Origin of the sequence: Priestia sp. J2 (assembly GCF_020790095.1) — a bacterium.
GTDB lineage: Bacteria > Bacillota > Bacilli > Bacillales > Bacillaceae_H > Priestia > Priestia zanthoxyli.
In genome coordinates this window covers 24,697-42,898 of sequence record NZ_CP086210.1, presented here as the reverse complement: position 1 = coordinate 42,898, position 18,202 = coordinate 24,697, and the positions used below count along the sequence as shown (strand labels likewise).

23 protein-coding genes are annotated in these 18,202 nt (G+C 33.2%); 9 read left to right on the top strand and 14 right to left on the bottom strand.

Translation table 11 applies throughout. The features are described from left to right. Positions 1-22 precede the first annotated feature (22 nt). The gene (locus LJY09_RS27275) at positions 23-550 is read left to right on the top strand and encodes a P-loop NTPase family protein (RefSeq protein ID WP_049166418.1); all 528 of its coding nucleotides are present in this window, start codon (positions 23-25) and stop codon (positions 548-550) included. A 420-nt stretch (positions 551-970) separates the two neighbouring features. On the opposite strand, the gene LJY09_RS27270 is transcribed toward LJY09_RS27275, so the two are convergent. From LJY09_RS27270 to LJY09_RS27260, 3 genes are all read right to left on the bottom strand, one after another. Then, positions 971-1,459: a spore coat protein gene (locus LJY09_RS27270; RefSeq protein WP_228307887.1), complete on the bottom strand. Its 489-nt coding sequence runs from the start codon at positions 1,457-1,459 to the stop codon at positions 971-973. 108 nt (positions 1,460-1,567) lie between these two features. After that, positions 1,568-2,269 (bottom strand): DUF1796 family putative cysteine peptidase, encoded by a 702-nt coding sequence (locus LJY09_RS27265; RefSeq protein ID WP_224980801.1) that lies wholly within the window; start codon positions 2,267-2,269, stop codon positions 1,568-1,570. A 211-nt stretch (positions 2,270-2,480) separates the two neighbouring features. Next, positions 2,481-2,885, bottom strand: coding sequence for a DUF4183 domain-containing protein (locus LJY09_RS27260; protein WP_014462102.1), 405 nt, complete (start codon positions 2,883-2,885; stop codon positions 2,481-2,483). Positions 2,886-3,202: 317 nt separating this feature from the next. Here LJY09_RS27260 and LJY09_RS27255 point away from each other — a divergent pair, with 317 nt between their 5' ends. Next, the gene (locus tag LJY09_RS27255; protein WP_224980802.1) at positions 3,203-3,487 is read left to right on the top strand and encodes a DUF4183 domain-containing protein; all 285 of its coding nucleotides are present in this window, start codon (positions 3,203-3,205) and stop codon (positions 3,485-3,487) included. 85 nt (positions 3,488-3,572) lie between these two features. Here the strand turns inward: LJY09_RS27255 and LJY09_RS27250 are convergent, their stop codons facing one another. After that, positions 3,573-4,130 carry a DUF4183 domain-containing protein gene (locus tag LJY09_RS27250; protein WP_228307900.1) on the bottom strand — a complete coding sequence of 186 codons (558 nt, stop codon included), beginning with the start codon at positions 4,128-4,130 and terminating at the stop codon, positions 3,573-3,575. Positions 4,131-4,839: 709 nt separating this feature from the next. On the opposite strand from LJY09_RS27250, the gene LJY09_RS27245 reads away from it, so the two are divergent. Both LJY09_RS27245 and LJY09_RS27240 read left to right on the top strand, forming a co-directional pair. Continuing rightward, complete coding sequence (locus tag LJY09_RS27245) at positions 4,840-5,316, top strand: hypothetical protein (protein WP_228307899.1); 477 nt, start codon at positions 4,840-4,842, stop codon at positions 5,314-5,316. 425 nt (positions 5,317-5,741) lie between these two features. Continuing rightward, positions 5,742-6,254, top strand: a complete 513-nt coding sequence (locus LJY09_RS27240; protein ID WP_014462106.1) for a hypothetical protein — start codon at positions 5,742-5,744, stop codon at positions 6,252-6,254. A gap of 191 nt (positions 6,255-6,445) precedes the next feature. On the opposite strand, the gene LJY09_RS27235 is transcribed toward LJY09_RS27240, so the two are convergent. The 6 genes from LJY09_RS27235 to LJY09_RS27210 form a co-directional block, all read right to left on the bottom strand. After that, positions 6,446-6,838, bottom strand: coding sequence for a hypothetical protein (locus LJY09_RS27235; RefSeq protein WP_228307898.1), 393 nt, complete (start codon positions 6,836-6,838; stop codon positions 6,446-6,448). A 139-nt stretch (positions 6,839-6,977) separates the two neighbouring features. Beyond that, positions 6,978-8,033: a phosphotransferase gene (locus LJY09_RS27230; RefSeq protein ID WP_099000285.1), complete on the bottom strand. Its 1,056-nt coding sequence runs from the start codon at positions 8,031-8,033 to the stop codon at positions 6,978-6,980. 5 nt (positions 8,034-8,038) lie between these two features. Continuing rightward, on the bottom strand, positions 8,039-9,214 hold the full coding sequence (locus LJY09_RS27225; protein ID WP_014462109.1) for a carboxylate--amine ligase: 1,176 nt from the start codon (positions 9,212-9,214) through the stop codon (positions 8,039-8,041). Between the two features lie 3 nt (positions 9,215-9,217). Continuing rightward, entirely contained in the window at positions 9,218-10,522 is a 1,305-nt protein-coding gene (locus LJY09_RS27220) for a glycosyltransferase family 4 protein (RefSeq protein WP_049166414.1), read from the bottom strand. Beyond that, positions 10,519-11,175, bottom strand: coding sequence for a PIG-L deacetylase family protein (locus LJY09_RS27215; RefSeq protein ID WP_033580846.1), 657 nt, complete (start codon positions 11,173-11,175; stop codon positions 10,519-10,521). The genes LJY09_RS27220 and LJY09_RS27215 overlap by 4 nt, the downstream gene beginning before the upstream one ends. Positions 11,176-11,415: 240 nt before the next feature. Continuing rightward, positions 11,416-11,565, bottom strand: a complete 150-nt coding sequence (locus LJY09_RS27210) for a hypothetical protein (protein ID WP_014462112.1) — start codon at positions 11,563-11,565, stop codon at positions 11,416-11,418. A 169-nt stretch (positions 11,566-11,734) separates the two neighbouring features. Between LJY09_RS27210 and LJY09_RS27205 the strand changes: the two genes are divergently transcribed. Next, entirely contained in the window at positions 11,735-12,478 is a 744-nt protein-coding gene (locus LJY09_RS27205) for a hypothetical protein (RefSeq protein WP_228307897.1), read from the top strand. A 142-nt stretch (positions 12,479-12,620) separates the two neighbouring features. Here the strand turns inward: LJY09_RS27205 and LJY09_RS27200 are convergent, their stop codons facing one another. Continuing rightward, positions 12,621-13,442, bottom strand: a complete 822-nt coding sequence (locus LJY09_RS27200) for a YncE family protein (protein ID WP_154992531.1) — start codon at positions 13,440-13,442, stop codon at positions 12,621-12,623. 296 nt (positions 13,443-13,738) lie between these two features. Here LJY09_RS27200 and LJY09_RS27195 point away from each other — a divergent pair, with 296 nt between their 5' ends. From LJY09_RS27195 to LJY09_RS27185, 3 genes are all read left to right on the top strand, one after another. Next, positions 13,739-13,954, top strand: coding sequence for a spore coat protein (locus tag LJY09_RS27195; protein WP_014462115.1), 216 nt, complete (start codon positions 13,739-13,741; stop codon positions 13,952-13,954). Positions 13,955-14,092: 138 nt separating this feature from the next. Then, positions 14,093-14,653: a spore coat protein gene (locus tag LJY09_RS27190; protein ID WP_014462116.1), complete on the top strand. Its 561-nt coding sequence runs from the start codon at positions 14,093-14,095 to the stop codon at positions 14,651-14,653. Between the two features lie 25 nt (positions 14,654-14,678). Continuing rightward, positions 14,679-15,107 carry a spore coat protein gene (locus tag LJY09_RS27185; RefSeq protein ID WP_014462117.1) on the top strand — a complete coding sequence of 143 codons (429 nt, stop codon included), beginning with the start codon at positions 14,679-14,681 and terminating at the stop codon, positions 15,105-15,107. 206 nt (positions 15,108-15,313) lie between these two features. On the opposite strand, the gene LJY09_RS27180 is transcribed toward LJY09_RS27185, so the two are convergent. Then, on the bottom strand, positions 15,314-15,748 hold the full coding sequence (locus tag LJY09_RS27180) for a hypothetical protein (protein WP_014462118.1): 435 nt from the start codon (positions 15,746-15,748) through the stop codon (positions 15,314-15,316). A gap of 243 nt (positions 15,749-15,991) precedes the next feature. On the opposite strand from LJY09_RS27180, the gene LJY09_RS27175 reads away from it, so the two are divergent. After that, complete coding sequence (locus LJY09_RS27175) at positions 15,992-17,308, top strand: glycosyltransferase family 2 protein (RefSeq protein ID WP_034327521.1); 1,317 nt, start codon at positions 15,992-15,994, stop codon at positions 17,306-17,308. Between the two features lies 1 nt (position 17,309). Here the strand turns inward: LJY09_RS27175 and LJY09_RS27170 are convergent, their stop codons facing one another. Then, positions 17,310-17,528 carry a hypothetical protein gene (locus tag LJY09_RS27170; protein WP_014462120.1) on the bottom strand — a complete coding sequence of 73 codons (219 nt, stop codon included), beginning with the start codon at positions 17,526-17,528 and terminating at the stop codon, positions 17,310-17,312. A 15-nt stretch (positions 17,529-17,543) separates the two neighbouring features. Then, positions 17,544-18,068, bottom strand: a complete 525-nt coding sequence (locus LJY09_RS27165; RefSeq protein ID WP_014462121.1) for a hypothetical protein — start codon at positions 18,066-18,068, stop codon at positions 17,544-17,546. Between the last annotated feature and the right edge of the window lie 134 nt (positions 18,069-18,202).

Sequence of the window (18,202 nt, the reverse complement as noted above, 5' to 3'; positions counted from 1 at the left end):
TACATGAATTGAGGTGATATTTGTGTATAAAATTGTTATATTAGGAAATTCTTGTTCTGGTAAAACTACACTAGCTACACAGTTAAGTGAAAAATTACATATACCTATCCATCATTTAGATTTGTGGTTTAGAGAACCTAAAATGAGAAAAATAACGCAAATTCGGCAAAGAAAGAGATATTTTAAAAAAAGGTTGGAAAAGGTGTTAAATACAGCAAGTTGGATTGTTGAGGGATGGGGATATCTAGATACGTATGATTTACGTTTTAGTAAAGCCGATATTATTATTTTTTTAGATGTTGTCCCTAAAGAATCTAAAGAACGATTTTTAATACGAGAACAGAATAAACAAATGCACATAAAAATAACTGAAAAATTGGTTAAACAAAGCTTTTACAAAATTGATAAATTTCATGAAGAAAACCGACCTATTATATTGGATCTTTTTCAGAAGTATGAAGGAGAACCAGGGAAAAGCTTATTTCCTATTGCGAGAAAATACAATTTAGAACAATTACTTGCTACATTAAGAAATGGGAAATACGGATAGAAAAAACGTTTACTTATAGGTAATTTATAAGTTACTGAATTACTCCATTTCTTTCTTCAAGCGTTACTTATTTGTCCCTAGATATGGAATGTGTGTTAACACGCTTCTTTTTTATGAGTATTACATATGTATTTATGATGAATGAAAAACTCTTTTATAGTTATGGAAAATCGTTTACATAGAGGTTATAAAAAGTGTTTTGCTTTTTGTTGTAATATAGGCATTCTATAAATGTAGTGGCTTTAGATAACTTTCTCTGTAATAAAATAGTGTACAGGCTGTAGTAGCAAAGAATTTTCAATAGCTTGTACACTGTTAGTTAGTTTATGAGGATATATTGAAGATACTACTTGTCATAACTCTGTTCGCATAGTATTTTCAACAATTCTATTAACAGGTTATTAAACGGTCAATGGTTTTCTAAGGAGTTAGTAATAAGGTCAACGCTTGTAAAAGATTTTGTATAAAAACAGCTGTATCGTTATTGGATGTTGTTACATTGACACCTTTACTGTTTTTAACGATAACTCTTTGTCTATTTAATTGAAGTGACCTTGCGGTCTGAGAAACTTCTTGTAAAAACAGCCTTATTGAATTGGCATCGAGACCTATTGAAAGTAAGAAAATGGTTAATATTTGTATGAAGCTTTGAAGAAATATGGTTGTCTGTGTATCTGTTGCAGTAATAGTAACATCACAGGAGTTTTTCACGAGAATGATTGAATCAGAAACTTGATCACTGAGGATCTCTTGTCTTGTATCAGTTTCAATAAGTGCATTATTATATTTATTGGAACAAAAATAATTTTTCTCTGCACATCTTGTTTTTTTACAATTTTTTTCTTTTTTTCTTGAAGGTTTGGAATTTAGACAACTACAGTAGCACTTTCTTTTTTTAGAACAACTCAAAGTGTAACCTCCTTTATATGTTTCTATTATATTAATATGAAAATTAAGGAGGTTTGCTTGTATACTTGTCCCTTTTCTTTTATATATTATAGGAAAAAAGAGTAACGTTTAATTTAATAGTGTTATTCCGCTTAATAAATCATTCCAAACAGAAGTATTGGTGCAATTATCTCGCGAAACTTGAACCCAACAAATTTTGTCTTCAGGTGTTCCAAAATTCATGTCTTTTACTCCATGTAATTCTTCGTCAACAGTCTCAACTAACAGAAGGTTAAAGTTACCGTTAGTCATGTCTGTTAAAATTGATTTTAAGTTAATTACGTCTTCGTAGCTTGTGGGCATCCATTCATATCTTATAAATAACGTACGTTGACTTTGCGCGATTTGGTTAAGAAATGTTTGAATACGATGATCTAATCTTATTTTATAAGGTGGATATTGGGCAGACCAGTCTTGATTAGGAATCATGGGAAAGTCGTGGACAGAGTCAATGTTATATTTAATATCTGTAACATAATGAGATCTTATTGATTCAGAAGTTCCTGGTTTAAAAATAGGATATCCGTTATCATCCATATAATTAGCGAGTATGTCTTTTTCAACTATGTTTTCTACTTCCATAAAACCTTGAAACTTATTTCTTAATAATGTATTTACATCAGGGAGATAAGGAGATTGCATCCAATCGAGGGGAAACGAATGCTTTCTCAAGTTGCGACGTTCCGAATAAAGTGCTGGCCCACACCAGCTTCCTAAACCAGCTATCAAATGATAAGAGCCCTTGATATCTTGTAAGTTTATATTAATCACTCCTTTATTTTCTTACATTATTAATATATATAAAGGGATTTTAAATTGCTTGGACAATAAAAAGTATATTTATGAAAATCACCTTTTTGAGAGAATTATATGTCGAAAAAGTTATTTATAATTTATATTGAAATTCAAATTCTTAACGTCTTATATGTAAAAGAACATGACAACATTATAGATTTGTCATGTTTTCTTATTGGATATGGGTTTACGTATTAATTACGGTAGTGACAGATAACGTACTAGTTGGAGTTGAGGTAGAAGTTGCAGAGTGAGTAACAAATTCTACAATTACAGGTGCTCCAATCGTTACAGCATCATCAATGTTTAATGCTGTAGTAGATAAAGTGTAGACATTAGTAGGTTGCATGACTCCATTGATATATATATTAGCGTAAGAATTAGCTGTTACATCCGGCAAAGCTGTGATTGTTGCTCCTACATCATCAATAAAGCTTCCAGCAGGTATCGATGTGACTCCTCCTGCAACCATTGGGGCCGTTACAAATGTTGTAAATCTTGCTGGGGTAGGAGCCACACTCGTTGCTGTTGCTACTGTAATATCTCCAGCAATTGTACTAGTGGCTGTAAAAACAGGTTTAATAATAGGCATATGTCTTATTCTCCTTTCGAAGCATAGGATGTAGAAAGAATGTTAATATCCCCTCTATCTATTAATAGTCAGATTTCTATTATTTGCCACGGTCAATAGTCTATAGAGGTAGTCCAAATTTTTAAATGGTGAAGAATCTTTTTACCATTTAGGTCTTTTGCCGTTTCTAAATTAAAGTAGAAGAATAATAAATAGAGAATTAGCGTTGTTTTATATTTCCTTTAATGATTTCAAAGTGTATTCGTAAAGAAGCACTTTAAAATTTTAGAAAAAGAAGAGCGATAAATAATTCAATAATTAAGAAGGGAGGATCATAAATGCCAATCGTTAAGCCCTTTATGAATTCTTTAAGGTTTAGTAGCACTGCAGGAGCAGGAACAGGTACTGGCGCTACCTATAGTATTCTTGCTACAGCTTTTACTACTGATGGAGGAACAGCTGCTACAGCTTTTCCAACTGCTCCTGCTTATTATAATCTTTATATTAACGGGCAAATTCAAACAGGTGATACTTCAACAGTTACTACTAGTTTTATTACCATTCCTGATGGAGACACCCTTTCATCTGCTACCCCTATTGTGGTTGAGTTTGTTGTAAACTAACTAATGTATTCTATTTTTTAGCTGATTTCCCAACTGGGGAAGTCAGTTCTTTTTTTTATGACTATCTTAGAATTTATAAACTTTTTTATACTTCCTTATTAATTAACACAAATTGGATAATAATAGGAACCCCTTTTGAAGGTACTTCTTCTGTGAGTAAAGTTAAGCTTCCTTTTTGAATTTGATAATTAATATGAGGCTGTAGAATACCATTAATAAATAAATTGATATAAGAAGCTTCTTCAGGTGCCAATATTTCAGTGGTTCCGTATTGAGCTATCCCATCATTATTGGTATATAGGCGTTTTTGACCATCTGAAAAAGTAAAATATAATAAATTAGTGGAGGGAATTAAATCTGAGAGTGGAGGCCCCTGAGGCCCCTGAGGCCCCTGAGGCCCCTGAGGCCCCTGAGGCCCCTGAGGCCCCTGAGGCCCCTGAGGCCCTTGAGACCCTTGAGACCCCTGAGGCCCCTGAGGCCCCTGAGGCCCTTGAGACCCTTGAGACCCCTGAGGCCCCTGAGGCCCCTGAGGCCCTTGAGACCCCTGAGGCCCCTGAGGCCCTTGAGACCCCTGAGGTCCCTGAGGCCCTCGAGGACCTCTGTACTTTTGATTACAGAGGTTATGGATGGAACAAAATACCAATATAGATTGTGAATTGGAAACATATACAGAATGGGGTGATCTGTAACAATGAGCTTTTCGTTTCTTTTTTTTGTAAGAGATCTTTTTACAGAGAACGTATCTACGTATCAAGTGTCAATACCTCCTTTTATTGCAATTTCATCTACCTTAAATCAGTGAAGGGGAGAGTAGACATACAAGAAGGATAAAAGAAGAAAGGTAACCTTGAGGTTCTTTATACATTAGAGTAGTTAATTATAACTTGACCTTTTATAGCTGTTATAAGGAAAAGATGAAGAAATATTACTCTAGCGACTTTTGTCCAACATATACATTCACACGTGTCTTCTTTATCTGAAATGATTATATATAGGTTTGTTAACAAATATTAAAATAACTGTAAGTTTTTCAGTTGTTTCTTCAAATAGAACTTCCAATACTTATGGTATTCATTTACTTGGTAAATGAGCGCCTAATGATAGTATAAGTGCTATAGAATCTATAACCTAAGAGTGAATCCTACTGATAACTAGCATCATCCGGGCTCACTGTTTAGGAGCATTATCGATACAATTTTTACCTCTTCATCCACCAAGTTTATTAAGTAAATAGGTTTCACTCTAAAACGCCTTAACTACATAGCGTATACAGGATGTAGTTAAGGCGTTAGCAGGAACAATAAAGATTTGTATTGAATGTATATACAAATTGTATAAATGAGGTGATAAGGTTGGGGAAATTGGATAAGTACGCTCGGCAATCAAAAGCAAAAGAACCAAGTAAGGTTTTGCCCATTCGGTTACCGGAAAGCATATATGAGCAATTTCGACAACGTTGTGAAGAGTTAGGGTTATCTATGTCTGAAGCTGGATATTTGCTCATTAAAGAAGAATTAGAAGATGTTCTATACAACGCCAGTACAAATGAAGTTGCTGCAACTACACAGCGAATACAAAATCGTATACATAGTGAAAACACTTTGTATACAAAAGAAAATACAGCTAAATCTCCTTTTTTTTCTACGAGGTGGACGTCAATTAATTATGAAGTTGAAAACGAATTACCTTGTCCTTTATGTCATCAATGGTATAGCAAAGCGAATTTTTCTCGCCATGCCAAAAACCATAGTACCACTACTAAAGAGCTTTTAGAAAACAATGAAGATATAGTTTACGAAATGATTAATGAACGTAAACTAACTCTGTAAACAATTTATATGAATTTGTATAGGTGTAGAGATTCACCTTTTGATCCCAGGAAAACACCTGAGAGGGCACAAAAGGTGAATGTTCTAATTGTTAAAATAATCCTGCATGAATGCATTTTCTATTCACCAAATGGTGAGGGGGTGAAATTCTGCAATTAAAGCATTGTATTGTACTTGAATTTTACATCTTTGTTTACGCCTGAAACTTCACTACTACTGTTTCTATTAGCTTATCAAACAACCAACCTCTGCGAAATTTCTACTCTAATTTTCTTATCTCTACATACAAATAATTCCTTTAACGTGTTGTTAACCTGAAATTAGATAGTCGAATAATCACTTTTTTTATGAAAATGACTATTATTGGACAAGCACACAAACGTTTTATAAACAAATGAATAAAATAGTATATAAATAAAAAAGGAGTGATTATTATAAAAAGCTATCGTCACCATAATAAAAACGATGAATTATATTATGTAGAAGCTGCTTACCCATCTAAGGGTTCATATAATAAGAAAAAAGAGAATGAAAAATTCTTTATTGAAAATCATACAATTGAGGGTTCTGGAACCAATTTAACAGGAAATATCCCGTTAACTATTGCAGTTCCTGCCAATGCTATAGATGTAACTGTTTTTGAAGACTTTACTAGAAACCATAACAAAACGCTTCTTCAGTTATCAGCTGCAGCTACTGGCGTTGGTGTAGCTACTGGTCTTACGGTATCAATTTTTGTTAGAGGATCTAGACTACCGATCTCAGCGACTATACCTGCAGGTTCTACAAGAGCTTTTCAAGTTGAAAACTTTGAAAAATTAACTGTTTCGAATCCTTCTGCTACTACGGCTGGAACTTTAAATGTCTTTATCCAAAAAACATTTTGTATTGGTTGCAGTAATCAAAATAAAAAACCGAACAAAGGTTGTTGCTTCTAGAACAGTAATAAAAAGCCACCTTGCACAAAGCAAATTGTGCAAGGTGGCTTTTTATTACTAGAAAATCTCAAGTAGTTTACTGCATCTATATTTTAGACATTCTGTAAAAAAAGAAAAGGGCTATTAACCCGAGAGCTAATAGTCCTTACTCATTATTTAGTTACAAGTAATTAGGGTTAGAATTAAATAACTTAATTGTAATAACTTTTACTGCACTTACATTTATTTTTAGCATAGTCTTTTTCGTAAAAGACAACTTTATCTTTGCCATAATCTTTTTCATGTTTGTCTTTGCATTTATCTTTGCCATGATCTTTTTCGTGCTTGTCTTTGCATTTATCTTTGCCATGATCTTTTTCGTGCTTGTCTTTGCATTTATCTTTGCCATGATCTTTTTCGTGCTTGTCTTTGCATTTATCTTTGCCATAATCTTTTTCGTGCTTGTCTTTGCATTTATCTTTGCCATGATCTTTTTCATGCTTGTCTTTGCATTTATCTTTTTCATCTTTGTTCTTACGAAGGTCATACATCGCTTTTAAGCAGTGCTTACTTTCATCATTTTGATCATAATAAAATTTAGTCAAATGAATTCCCTACCTTTGTTTAAAATTGGTGTTTCTATATATTCTATTTTCAAACAGAAAAATTGCTTGTACATTGAGGTAAAAATGGCTTTTAGACTATTTTTAAGTTAATAGTCTAAAAGCAGCATAAAAAAAGCATTTATTGATATATTCCTAACTCTTTACCCCATGTTGAAATTTTTTCAAGATGGTAACTTAAAAGTTCACCTTCACGGTTATCAGCAATCCTTCTCAGTTGAGTGTGAAGGCCTCTTTCCAAGGTTCGCTGGAGATAGGCCATTTTATAAAGAATCATAGGGTTTGTTTTAAAGGTAATTCCGTGTTTTTTCATTTCAGCCACGTATAGACCCACACACTGAGTACGTATTTTCTCTGCATTTGGTTGCCAGTCTTTTCTGAAGCCTAACAATAGTTCCACTAATACAACCATGTCAAACCATACTGGAGCGTATTTGGCTGACTCCCAATCAATGAATTGAATAGGCCATGGTGTATGTCCAGTAACATTTTTGCTACATATATTTTGCATGTGTAGATCGCCATGCGTAATAGCTAATCCATTTTTAGTTAATTCAGGAAAGAAATCTGGTCCTTTATTGTATAGCTTAATTAATGATGAATAATAAGGTTTTATAATATGGCCAATACGATCATCTTTCATTGCTGCATGCAATAGGTCAACTGTTTGATTCATAGATTTGGCCCTATTCTTTTTTGTAGAAGTATAAACAGGTAGCCAATCTCTCCAAACGTTTTCATTCTTTTTAAACCTATTTTCAAAAGTTTGACCATGAAGTTTAGCTATACTGGGAATAATATATTGAAAGTGAGACGGAGAGAAGGTCAATTGTCCACGTATTTGATTAACAAATTCCATAAAGACCCAGGTTTCATTTTTGACTGTTTCTACAAGATAAATGCGAGGCAAAAACTCTTTTAAAATGGGGTAAGATTTTTTGTAAATATTAATCTCTACTTCATTTTTGTAGGCTGTCGAATTGTAGACCTTAAAGATAATTGGATAATAACCATTTTTTCTTTGAAGCAGTAATTTATATATACTACTTCGTTTTGTTGATTTTAAACACTTAATTTCTGAAGGGATAACTGTAATTTTCTCACCCATCGAATAAGAAAGTTTTTCTGCTATTTTTAAATCTTTAATCTGATAATAGAGGGCCTTAAGATCATACATAGTAATCATTCCTTTCGCTTACGTTTCCACGTATTAACTAAATGAGACCATGCGCTTCTGAAAAATGGCATTGGATCATTCCATGCAAATAGAGCAAACTCTTTTTGACCTTGCAGCCCCAGATAAAAATCTTTGAATGTCATTTCGGAAGTTTTTTTCTTTTGAAGGAAAGTAAGGTAATACCTTATAAGGTAAATCCATTTAATACCGTCTATTTGATTCAATCTAGGCTCTGGGTTTTGGTTAGTGAGGTATAAATAATAGGTGTAGGCAAAGTCAATACCTGAGGGGCCTGTGAGACTATGGGTAAGCCAAAAGCGAGGGTTTATTTCAATGAATTTATAAATTCCATCTCTTGGATCCTTTTTGAATTCAGCCATGCCTATGCCTTTGAGCTTTATTTCTTCAAAAAATGGGAGACATATATCGATAAGTTCAGGAACTCTTTTGCTGACGATATGAGCACCTGTTCCAAATTCGGCAGGAAACTGATGGTTTTTTTGTAAGGAGAATAATGCAAGTAGTTCCATATTTTCATTATAGAGAGTAGCTACTTTATAAAAGCATTGATTGTCTCCAGGAATCAGTTCTTGAATAACTAATTGTCCGCATTCTCTATAAAAACAATAATCATTCCTTAACTGCTCAGGAGTATCAAATACAATTGCTTTTTTGTTGATTTTCTTTCTGAACTCGTGGCCGAGAACAGGTTTTAAAATACATGGGAATTCAACATTTAAGATAGCCTCTTCAAGTTCCTCTTTACTATCTATTACATATGTTTTTGGACATGGAATATTATGCTTGACGGCGAGCTCGTAAGTTTTGTTTTTATCAAGCACTTGCTCAACTAAATTATCATCAGGTAATAAAAACAAGAAGTAATTTAGCAATTCGTCTCGGTTTTTGGAAATGAATTGTACGTAGTCATCTGCTCCTGTATACAAGACAGGTTTTGAACCAATTTTTTTAGAGAGGTTAATTAAGAAGTTTAATAGTTTCTTTTCCTCAGTTACAGGACTAGGGCATATACTGCAAGTAGCTAGGCGTGATTTTCCTATTTTATATGGTTTTTCTGTGTCAAAAGCGTAAACATTAATACCTTTTGCTGTTAAGCTTCTAATAATGCCAATCCCGTTAGCGCTCAAATCAAGAATAACTGCAGAGTGTTCATGGTTCATACTTTAATTCATCTCCCAAAAATCAGTGTACAAATGTTTTATTTTTCCTACCATGCTGTCTACAGTTAAGTGGTTTTTAGCATGGTTTTTCGCAGTTGTGCTCATTTTATTTCGCACTTCTTTATTTGTAATGAGAAATTTTAATGCATGTGCTAGCTGTTCAGGGTCCCCAGGTTCGACAATAATACCTGTTTTATTATGCTTTATCAGCTCAGGAATTCCTCCGCAATTTGTGGAAATTACAGCAGTACCACTATGCATAGCTTCAATTATTGAAATGGGTAAGCTATCATTGATTGTTGGAAGTACAAAAATGTCAGTTTTATTTAAGAGTGAAGGTACATCGTCTCTAGAACCTAAAAAGTTTACCATTGATAAACCCAGAGCCTTTTTCTGTTTTTCTAATTTCTCTCTCATTTGTCCATCACCGACGATTAATACCTCTACATTGGAAGTATATTTTTTTAGACGTGCCAGTGCGTCAAACAGATAATTATGTCCTTTTCGAGGACCAAGCCTAGCTACGCATGTAATAACTAGCTTTTGTGAATCCTTTTCTTTTCCTTCCCTTTGGTTCACTGGATAATCAATTCCCGTAATAACTGTAGTGATGTTTCTATTTTTTGCTCCTAGCTTTATTAATGGTTCACGAAACGAATCGCTTAAAACAATAATATGACTTGCATATTCTATTGCTTTACTTTCAAGCTCCGTAAAATATGCTTCTTCTACAGACGACTTTTTAATGATGTTAAATTTGAGTCTATTAGATGTGAACATTCCATGGGGCGTGTAAAATAAGGGTTTATTATAGAATTCATTAAATCTTCCCAAGATATTTGCTGTAAATAAATCTTGTGCATGAAGAATATCATATTTTTCTAAATTTATTGTTTCGAGCATTTTTTCATATACATATATAAGTCTTTGATGATTTAAAATTCTGTCATTGTAACTTCCATAACGTTTGGTAAAAAAATGTTTTAAATTTGGGGTAGCAACTTCTCGGAATTGCTTTACTTTTGACATTGAAAATTGATTAGGAGAAATAATGTCTACTTTATGTCCTTGACTTTTTAAACCTTTACTTAAAGTAGAGATATAATTCGACAGTCCACCCACGTGAGGGAAGCTCCAAAAGGTAGCAATTAAAATAGAAAATTTCTTTTTCGAATTTTTTCTTGAAGAGCTTCTTCTTTTCGAATTTTCTTTTGAAATGGTTTTTCTAGAAGAGCGCGACTTAAGTCCATAATATTGGTCTAACGTGTCGATTAGATAGGGGTAGGGAAAGGCAATTTCATGGTTCATTTCCAAACCCTCCTTATAATTTCAAAAGCTTCAGCATAAGGTACGCCAATGCTCATGCCTCTTAGCCTTCCTAAGTACTTAACACCTTCATAAGAACGAGGATGAGGGAACGATCTCATTTCGAGATCATAATGTTTAAGGGCATTAAGTTTACTTTCCATGGTGGCCGTAACATCTACAAAAAAATTTGGTTTAAATGTCTTTTCACAAGAGAAAGCACCCCATTCACTCGACGAAACGGTTTCAAATGTAATTAATTCTATGGGGGAAGTATATGGGAGTGGTCTAGTTGCAGTTAATACCGCCTGAAAAGTGATCTGATGATCTCTATTTAGATCTCCATAGTGATGTGTAAAAATCTTGACCGGTTTGTATTTTTTGATAAGCTGCTCGATTTCTTTCGTTAATTCGTGAAGAGGAATCATTTCTAGTTCCAAATTGACATGCTCAAGAAATACTACTTCTTCAATACCAATTTCTTTATTAGCAAGTCGACCAAATTTCTGAATATGATGAGCTTCTTCCTTTCTGCCCAAAGCAGTAATTACCGAAATTACTTTATACCCTTCATCTACAAATTTTTTTAAGGTTCCTGCGGTTCCTAATAGTTCATCATCAGGATGAGCCCCGATTACTAATATACAATTGCTCATATCTGTGCCTCCTGTAGCTTTTTCTTCTATACTTGTACTATAAACAATATATGAGCTTATCCAGATATTAGAAACCGTCATTGGCGGAGAATTAAAAATTAGAGCTATACTAATTAATATAGAAGGCATATTTGTTGCTTCTTTCATTATGTAATTTTAGTAGTAAGAAAAAGTAGAGCCATAAAAGAAATAAGACCTATTGCTAAATGCCAATAGGTCTTATTTCTTTTTTAGGTAAAATTAATACTTAGAGTTTAATTTCCATAAATTTATAACTCTCATTTCTTTACAAGTATCCTTACAAGAATCATGTTTTTTATGTTTCTCACACTTTTTACAAGGATTTTTATGATCTTTCTCTTCCAAAGTCCAATCTTCTTTATACTTCATATCAATATTCACCTCTTTCATTACTATAGTATGTAACCGTTGGTAACAGGAGAGGGTGCTTGTCTTGGATTTGAACAAAAATTTTTCGCGAACTTATATGTAGATGGATAAGTATACAAGCAATTTATTTATAAACGAATAGAATAACAAATGGGGAAGGAGGAACAGAATGGGAAAATCATATTTTCATTATCGTAGTGATCATGATAGGTGGGATAGGCTTCCGAAAGAAACTCTCTTTAAATGGCACAATAAGAAAAAGTATCAGCTGCTGAGTAATAATAATGTCCAGCTTGTTCCGTCTAACAGCGTTAAAAAATTAGACTTGTTGAATGATAAAGCATTTGGGCACTCTTCTCAGAAATTAATAGGAGAAAAAGAAAATGAACTTATGAATTTTAAAAGGTATAAGGTAGTTGGACAAGGCAAAGATGGTGTTATTTATCAATTGACTGATAATCGATGTGTAAAAGTATTTTTTAAGGAAGAGGTATATAAAAAAGAGTTAGAAGCAATAAAAGTGGGGCAGTCGTCTTTTATTATTCCTCATCTCTACGATTATGGACCAAATTACATAGTCATGGAATATATAAAAGGAATTTCCTTGGCAAAACATCTGAAAAAAAATCAATATATAGAAAAGGCTTTGGTTATACAATTGATAAGCCTCTTTAATGAATTAAAGAAATTAAGTTTTCGTAGACAAGATACGGAATTACGGCATGTTCTAATAACTGAACAGGGAAATTTAAAAATAATTGATCTTAAAAGAGCTTTTAGTTCTAAGCGACCTACTCCTATTAAATTACTAAAAGATTTGAAGGGATTAAACTTATCAAAAGAATTTTTATCTCATCTTAAAGATATTCAACCTTCTCTTTATCAAAAATGGAGAAATTTTGATAAAGAGTGAACTCCTTAAGAAATATTTGAAATCATTAATTGTAGCAACAATAATTGTGTTTCTATAAGATTATTGTTGCTACAGGTTATAAAATAAAATCATGGTTATGCCACCTCTTATAGAACATAAGTATCCACGTTATGTTCTTATATTAGGTATCGGTTATTGTATAAGTTGACTGATCACCGACAGGGAGGGTAGCAATGACAATATTAGTGGCACCATCAATGACAGAGACTACACTATTTTCTTCATTCGTTACGTGAATTTGATTATTGGCTGCGTTAACATCAACCATAGAAGGTTGTTCTATGACAGGTACTATTCCAATTACAGCATTTGTACCTGCATCAATGACGGAAACGGTATCACTATTTTTATTAGCTACATAAATACGATTGTTAGATAGGTTAGCCCCTAGGTCAGTAGGCTGATCACCGACTTGCACTGTAGCCATTACAGCATTCGTCAATCCATCAATGACAGAGACTGTATTTTTAAATTTATTAGCTACATAAATACGGTTAATATAGGGATGGACATCTAAATTAATTGGGTGGGTTTCTACAGGTATTGTGGCAACAACAATATTGGTTGCACCATTAATGACGGAAACAGTATCATCCCCAGCATTTGTGATATAAACTCTATCCGTGTAGGGATTAACCCCTACACCTGAAGGTTGACTCCCAACTGGAATAATTCCAATAACTGTATTTGTACCTGCATCAATGACGGAAACTGTATTATCACCTTTATTAGTCACATAAATACGATTAGTAGATGGATTGCCATTTACGTTTGCTGGCTGACGTCCTACATTTATAGTGGCAATTAAATCATCAGTTAATCCATCCATCACAGAAACCGTATTGTTATCCTCATTTATTGTATAAATTTGATTAGTAGATGATTTTCCTTTTGGAGATAAAAAATCACCTGCAACATGCACAACCTTTGCTTTTTTTCCCATTTAACTCAACTCTTTTCATAAATACTGTTAAGAAAATTGTTGAAAACATAAGGCACTTACCTTATGTACAAATATATGATGTTAAATTTATTTTATTATCTTAAATTTTTAGGCGACAGAGATGGCTAGTACAGTTAACCTAAGATAGAAATGCTACTGTTTTTATTTAAATGAAAATATTGGTGAGTAAAAAATCGCTTCAACAACATGTGAAAACAAGGGGGAATTGTTTCCTTTTAGGCCATTCCTGCATATGTTGTTATGAATAACGACCTTATATAGAAGGAGCGATTAATATGAGTGATTCACCTAAAAAACCGGAGATTGTTCCAAATAAGTTAATGGACTTATTAGTAAACGATGTTTTTTCTAAACATGGCATAGATAAAGAAAAAATTAAAGGAAACCTATCTGAAGAGAAAAAACAAATGCTTAAAGAAATGGTTGAAGATTTGTCAAAACGAGTGGATGAGTTTGTAAAACAAACAAATGCTACCAACAAAAAAAAATAAATTATATTATTTATAAACGCCGTTAAATAGGCGTTTTTGTTGTTTTTTAAAATGGTTGCACTCAATGGTCAATTGGCCCAATCCTATTGATTGGTATGTTCATATATTAATACATACCATGAAAAAGGAGTGTTAGTTATGTCATCTAAAAAGTATTATTCTTACGATGTAAAGAAAAAATGCAAAAGCAAACATAAAAAAGATGATCCTAAGAAGCATTGTAAAGATGGCTGTAAAGTAGATCACTATGAAAGTGAATCTACGGAATATGATTACTATAATAGTCGTGAGAGTTTCGAAAGTAGGGAGAGTTTTGAAAGTTTTAATGCAGAAGTAGTTCAAGAGGCAGATCAACTTTCTTTAATTGACCAAGAATCAGATGAATTAATTTGGATCAAAGATTCTTGTGATGTTAATGTCACTACAACAGATACTCAAGCAGCTATCGGTATTCAAGTGGCTATCCAAGTAGCCATCGCTATTGTAATCCGTATTGCCATCGGCGATACTGTTCAAAAAGATGGTGTGCTTCAAGACTTATTACAGCTATCTGAAATAGAGCAAACAAATAAACAAAAAATTTATATTGAGAATTCTAAAGACGTAGAAATTACAACGACTGATACAGACGTGGCTCTTAACGTTCAAGTATTGTTACAAGTATTAGTAGCTATTATTGTACTTGTCGATGTTCTTTAATTAAAAATTAAACGAGGTGAGAAAAATGGGTGAAAGAAAATGGAGAGCACTAGACCATTGTGAAAATAAACGGTTCAGTGGTAGAGACGTATGGCAAGAAGCTGATCAAATAGCTGCTACTGAACAAAAATCTTTTGAGAAAATTATTGTTAAAGATTCAGAAGGTGTTAGAGTACAAACGACAGATACTCAAATTGCAGCGACTATTCAAGTAGCTTTACAGATAGCTATTGCAGTAGTAGTTCGTATTACAATCGGTGATAATGTGCAAGGAAACAGCGTCGTTGAAGAACTAAAACAATTCGCTAGCATTAAACAAAAAAATTCTCAAAAAACAATTATTGAAAACTCTACAAATGTAAATGTTACAGCTACTGACACAGATATCGCTGTAAATCTTCAAGTACTATTACAAGTATTAATCGCTATCTTAGTTACATTAGACATCCTTTAATATGTAACTAACCTTCTGAGCGTAAAAACAAGGAAGGGAAATTATTGTAATCCTATATAGGAAAACAGAATAAACAGGGAATTTTATTCTGTGAATGCATTTAGCTAAATTTATTCGTGCGTGTTTTAGTAAATAAAAGAAAGTAAAAAAGCCTTCGCGTTTATAAAAGCGAAGACTTTTTTATTAAATAAAATTGAATAATATTCTTAATCCGAATAAGCAACTCCATTAAAACTTTCTGGTCCAACTCTCACAGTTCCTAGGATGTTACAAGTGATGAAAGCTGTGTAAATTAAAAGATTAGAAGCTGGCTTTGGTACATTAAAATCTGAAGCAGTAAACGTAAAAAGCTGTGGTCCTAAAAGGTTAATATTCAACGCCTCCGATGAAGAGTAGACAACTGGGTCGTTAAAGGCAGTACCTCTTACAATAGTAATTGTAACAGTAGTTGCGACAGGGAGGAGTGGTAATTGGCAAGCTACAGTACCACTTAATTGAGTACGAATAGCACCTGTAGCACTTGTAACGTTGAGGCCAATTTGACCGAATAGACCTGGATTAGAGAGAAGTGTAATAGGGATAGAAATAGAGTTAGCTATACTAGCATTTTGAGATGTTCTAGAATCTAATAATATCGTCATGGTATTTTTAACCTCCTTTCTATGTACTATTACTATATGAAATGGTGACCTGTAGTGATTGGACAAACTAATTACCTTATAGTGTTATTTAAACTGTTATTAATTAGATTAACATCTGATTAAGGATTCTTTTAATGAAAAAGTGTTCGAATTTAAACCATACATACTGAGAGATACACATAGAATGATCATATGTAAAGCAATAAATTAGGTGTCAGGAAAACAGCTTAATGAGGCCTCATGATGGCTAGAATTCTTAAAGGCGGAGGAGTATATATGAAGGATATTCATTTGTTTTTAATTGGATATGTAAACTCAAGTTCGATAAAAAAAGCTATAGATTCGGTGCATCTTATTAATAATCGTATAGATGAAATTATTATCTTAGACATACCGGAGTCTTTAAACCAATTAGGATTGACTTTTGAAGGTGCAAAGACAAAATGTATAAACTTACTTGATAATGATTTAGGGTTAACATTAAATCATCACATTCAATCACTGTCTTGTGAATATGTCATGTTCTTGTATAGTTATGATTATTTAGATAATAGTATTACGAAGCATCAATTAGCATTAGATGATGAGAAAGTTGTAATGACTTACGATATCACAATTAATAATAAAGTTATACAGCGACCGTTTTTGTCAAAGGCTTCTTTTCTCCAACAACATCCCTTCTCTTTGAGATGCCACATTCCATTTAAAGAATCTGTTCTTCCATCTTGGCTTTCAACAGTAGATGAACTATCTATCGCTTCTTCACCGAATAAATTGGTTAATCAAACATTCATAGATAAAACCAGTAGTAATCTTCAAAAGTTAAATTTTATAGAGAAGTATCAGCAAAAGTTAGAGAAACAGAACTTAGCTCCTTCAATTGCTGTTATTATAGCTAATTATAATATGGCTAATTATGTAGGGATAGCTATTAACTCGTGTATTCTGCAAAGTAGTCTTCCAGAACAAATAATAGTAGTTGATGATGGATCAAACGATCATTCCCTAGAGATTATAAAAAGTTTTAAAAACACACCAGGTTTTAGGTTTCTTAGTAAAGATAACGGTGGGAAAGCAAGGGCTCTTAATGCGGCTCTATCATATGTTGAAACAGAATTTGTCATGGAGTTAGATGCCGATGACTGGCTAGACCCAGATGCATTTTACACTATAAGAAGATGTTTAGAAAATTTAAAGGAAGATGTAGCTGTTCTCTACGGTAATTTAAGAGCATGGAAGCAGAATGGAGAAGAAAATATAAGGTATAAAGGGTTAAGGAAAGGACGAGCGATTCTCAATAGAAACGACCTTCTTTCCTATGTATTTCCCTTAGGACCTCGCATCTATCGTACGTCGACTTTAAAACAAAATAACGGGTTTCCTTTAATTGATTTTGAAGGAGGACGAATGTATGAGGATGTAAGTGTATTAAATGATCTAATAAAAACACATCGATTGTTATATAAGGATATGACAGTTTATAACGTAAGGGAACATCCGTTAAGTATCACGAAAAAAAATCACTCCAGTTGGAGTGATTTCTTAAAATACCTTGACTAGTTTACGCAACCGGTGAAATTTTAATTGAAGTAATTGATGGAAGAGCAATAGTTAAAGGAAGAGTAGTTCCGCCATATCCATATCCCACAGTTTGAAGGATTGTAATAAGGCCATTTGTTACAGCAGTGATAATTCCTTCAACAAAGCCATCTGCTAGTGCGATTTCGACTGGTGTACCAATACGCTTTGTTAATTCAGCTACTAAAGTACTTTCAAACATAGTATGACTCCTTCCTTAAAGTGATGATACTGTTTCAACTTTAGAAAGTGGGATATAGTTTAACGATCCGTCACTTTCAGCAACTGCCACGTAGTCTGATAAAACAGCAAGTAAAACACCTGTAATGGTTTCATTTGGTGTAGATAGTTGAACTGTTTGATTAACACGATTTTTTAAGTCGTTTCTAATCGGGGCTGAACCAGATGAAATTGGTAGTCCTGCTAATATGGAGAGAAGATTTCTTAAAAGATCACTAGCAGAAGTAGTAGTAGTACTTACAAGACCCGTAGTAGTGTTTAAGATATCAGTTGTAGTCGTATTAACGGTATTTAAAAGGCCAGTTGTAGTTGTATTAACAGTATTTAAAAGATCTGTTACGACAGTAGTAGGATTAATAGTATTTAAGGCGTTAGTTACAGTAGTAGCAGGGTTGACAGCATTTAAAAGGTCTGTAGCAGAAGTAGTAGTTGTGTTGACTGTTTGAGGTAATGAAAGCAGGTTTTTTAACAACGCTGCTCTTGCTTCACTTGATAGTGCCAATAGAATTCATCCTTTCTTAAAGCAAAGTTTTTGCATTATTATCTATGTTTTATAATATGCTTATCCGATTTTAAGGTGCTCGGCGGTTTACCTAATTTACTTAAAAATCCGCCTTTCTTATACAGTAGCAAGAA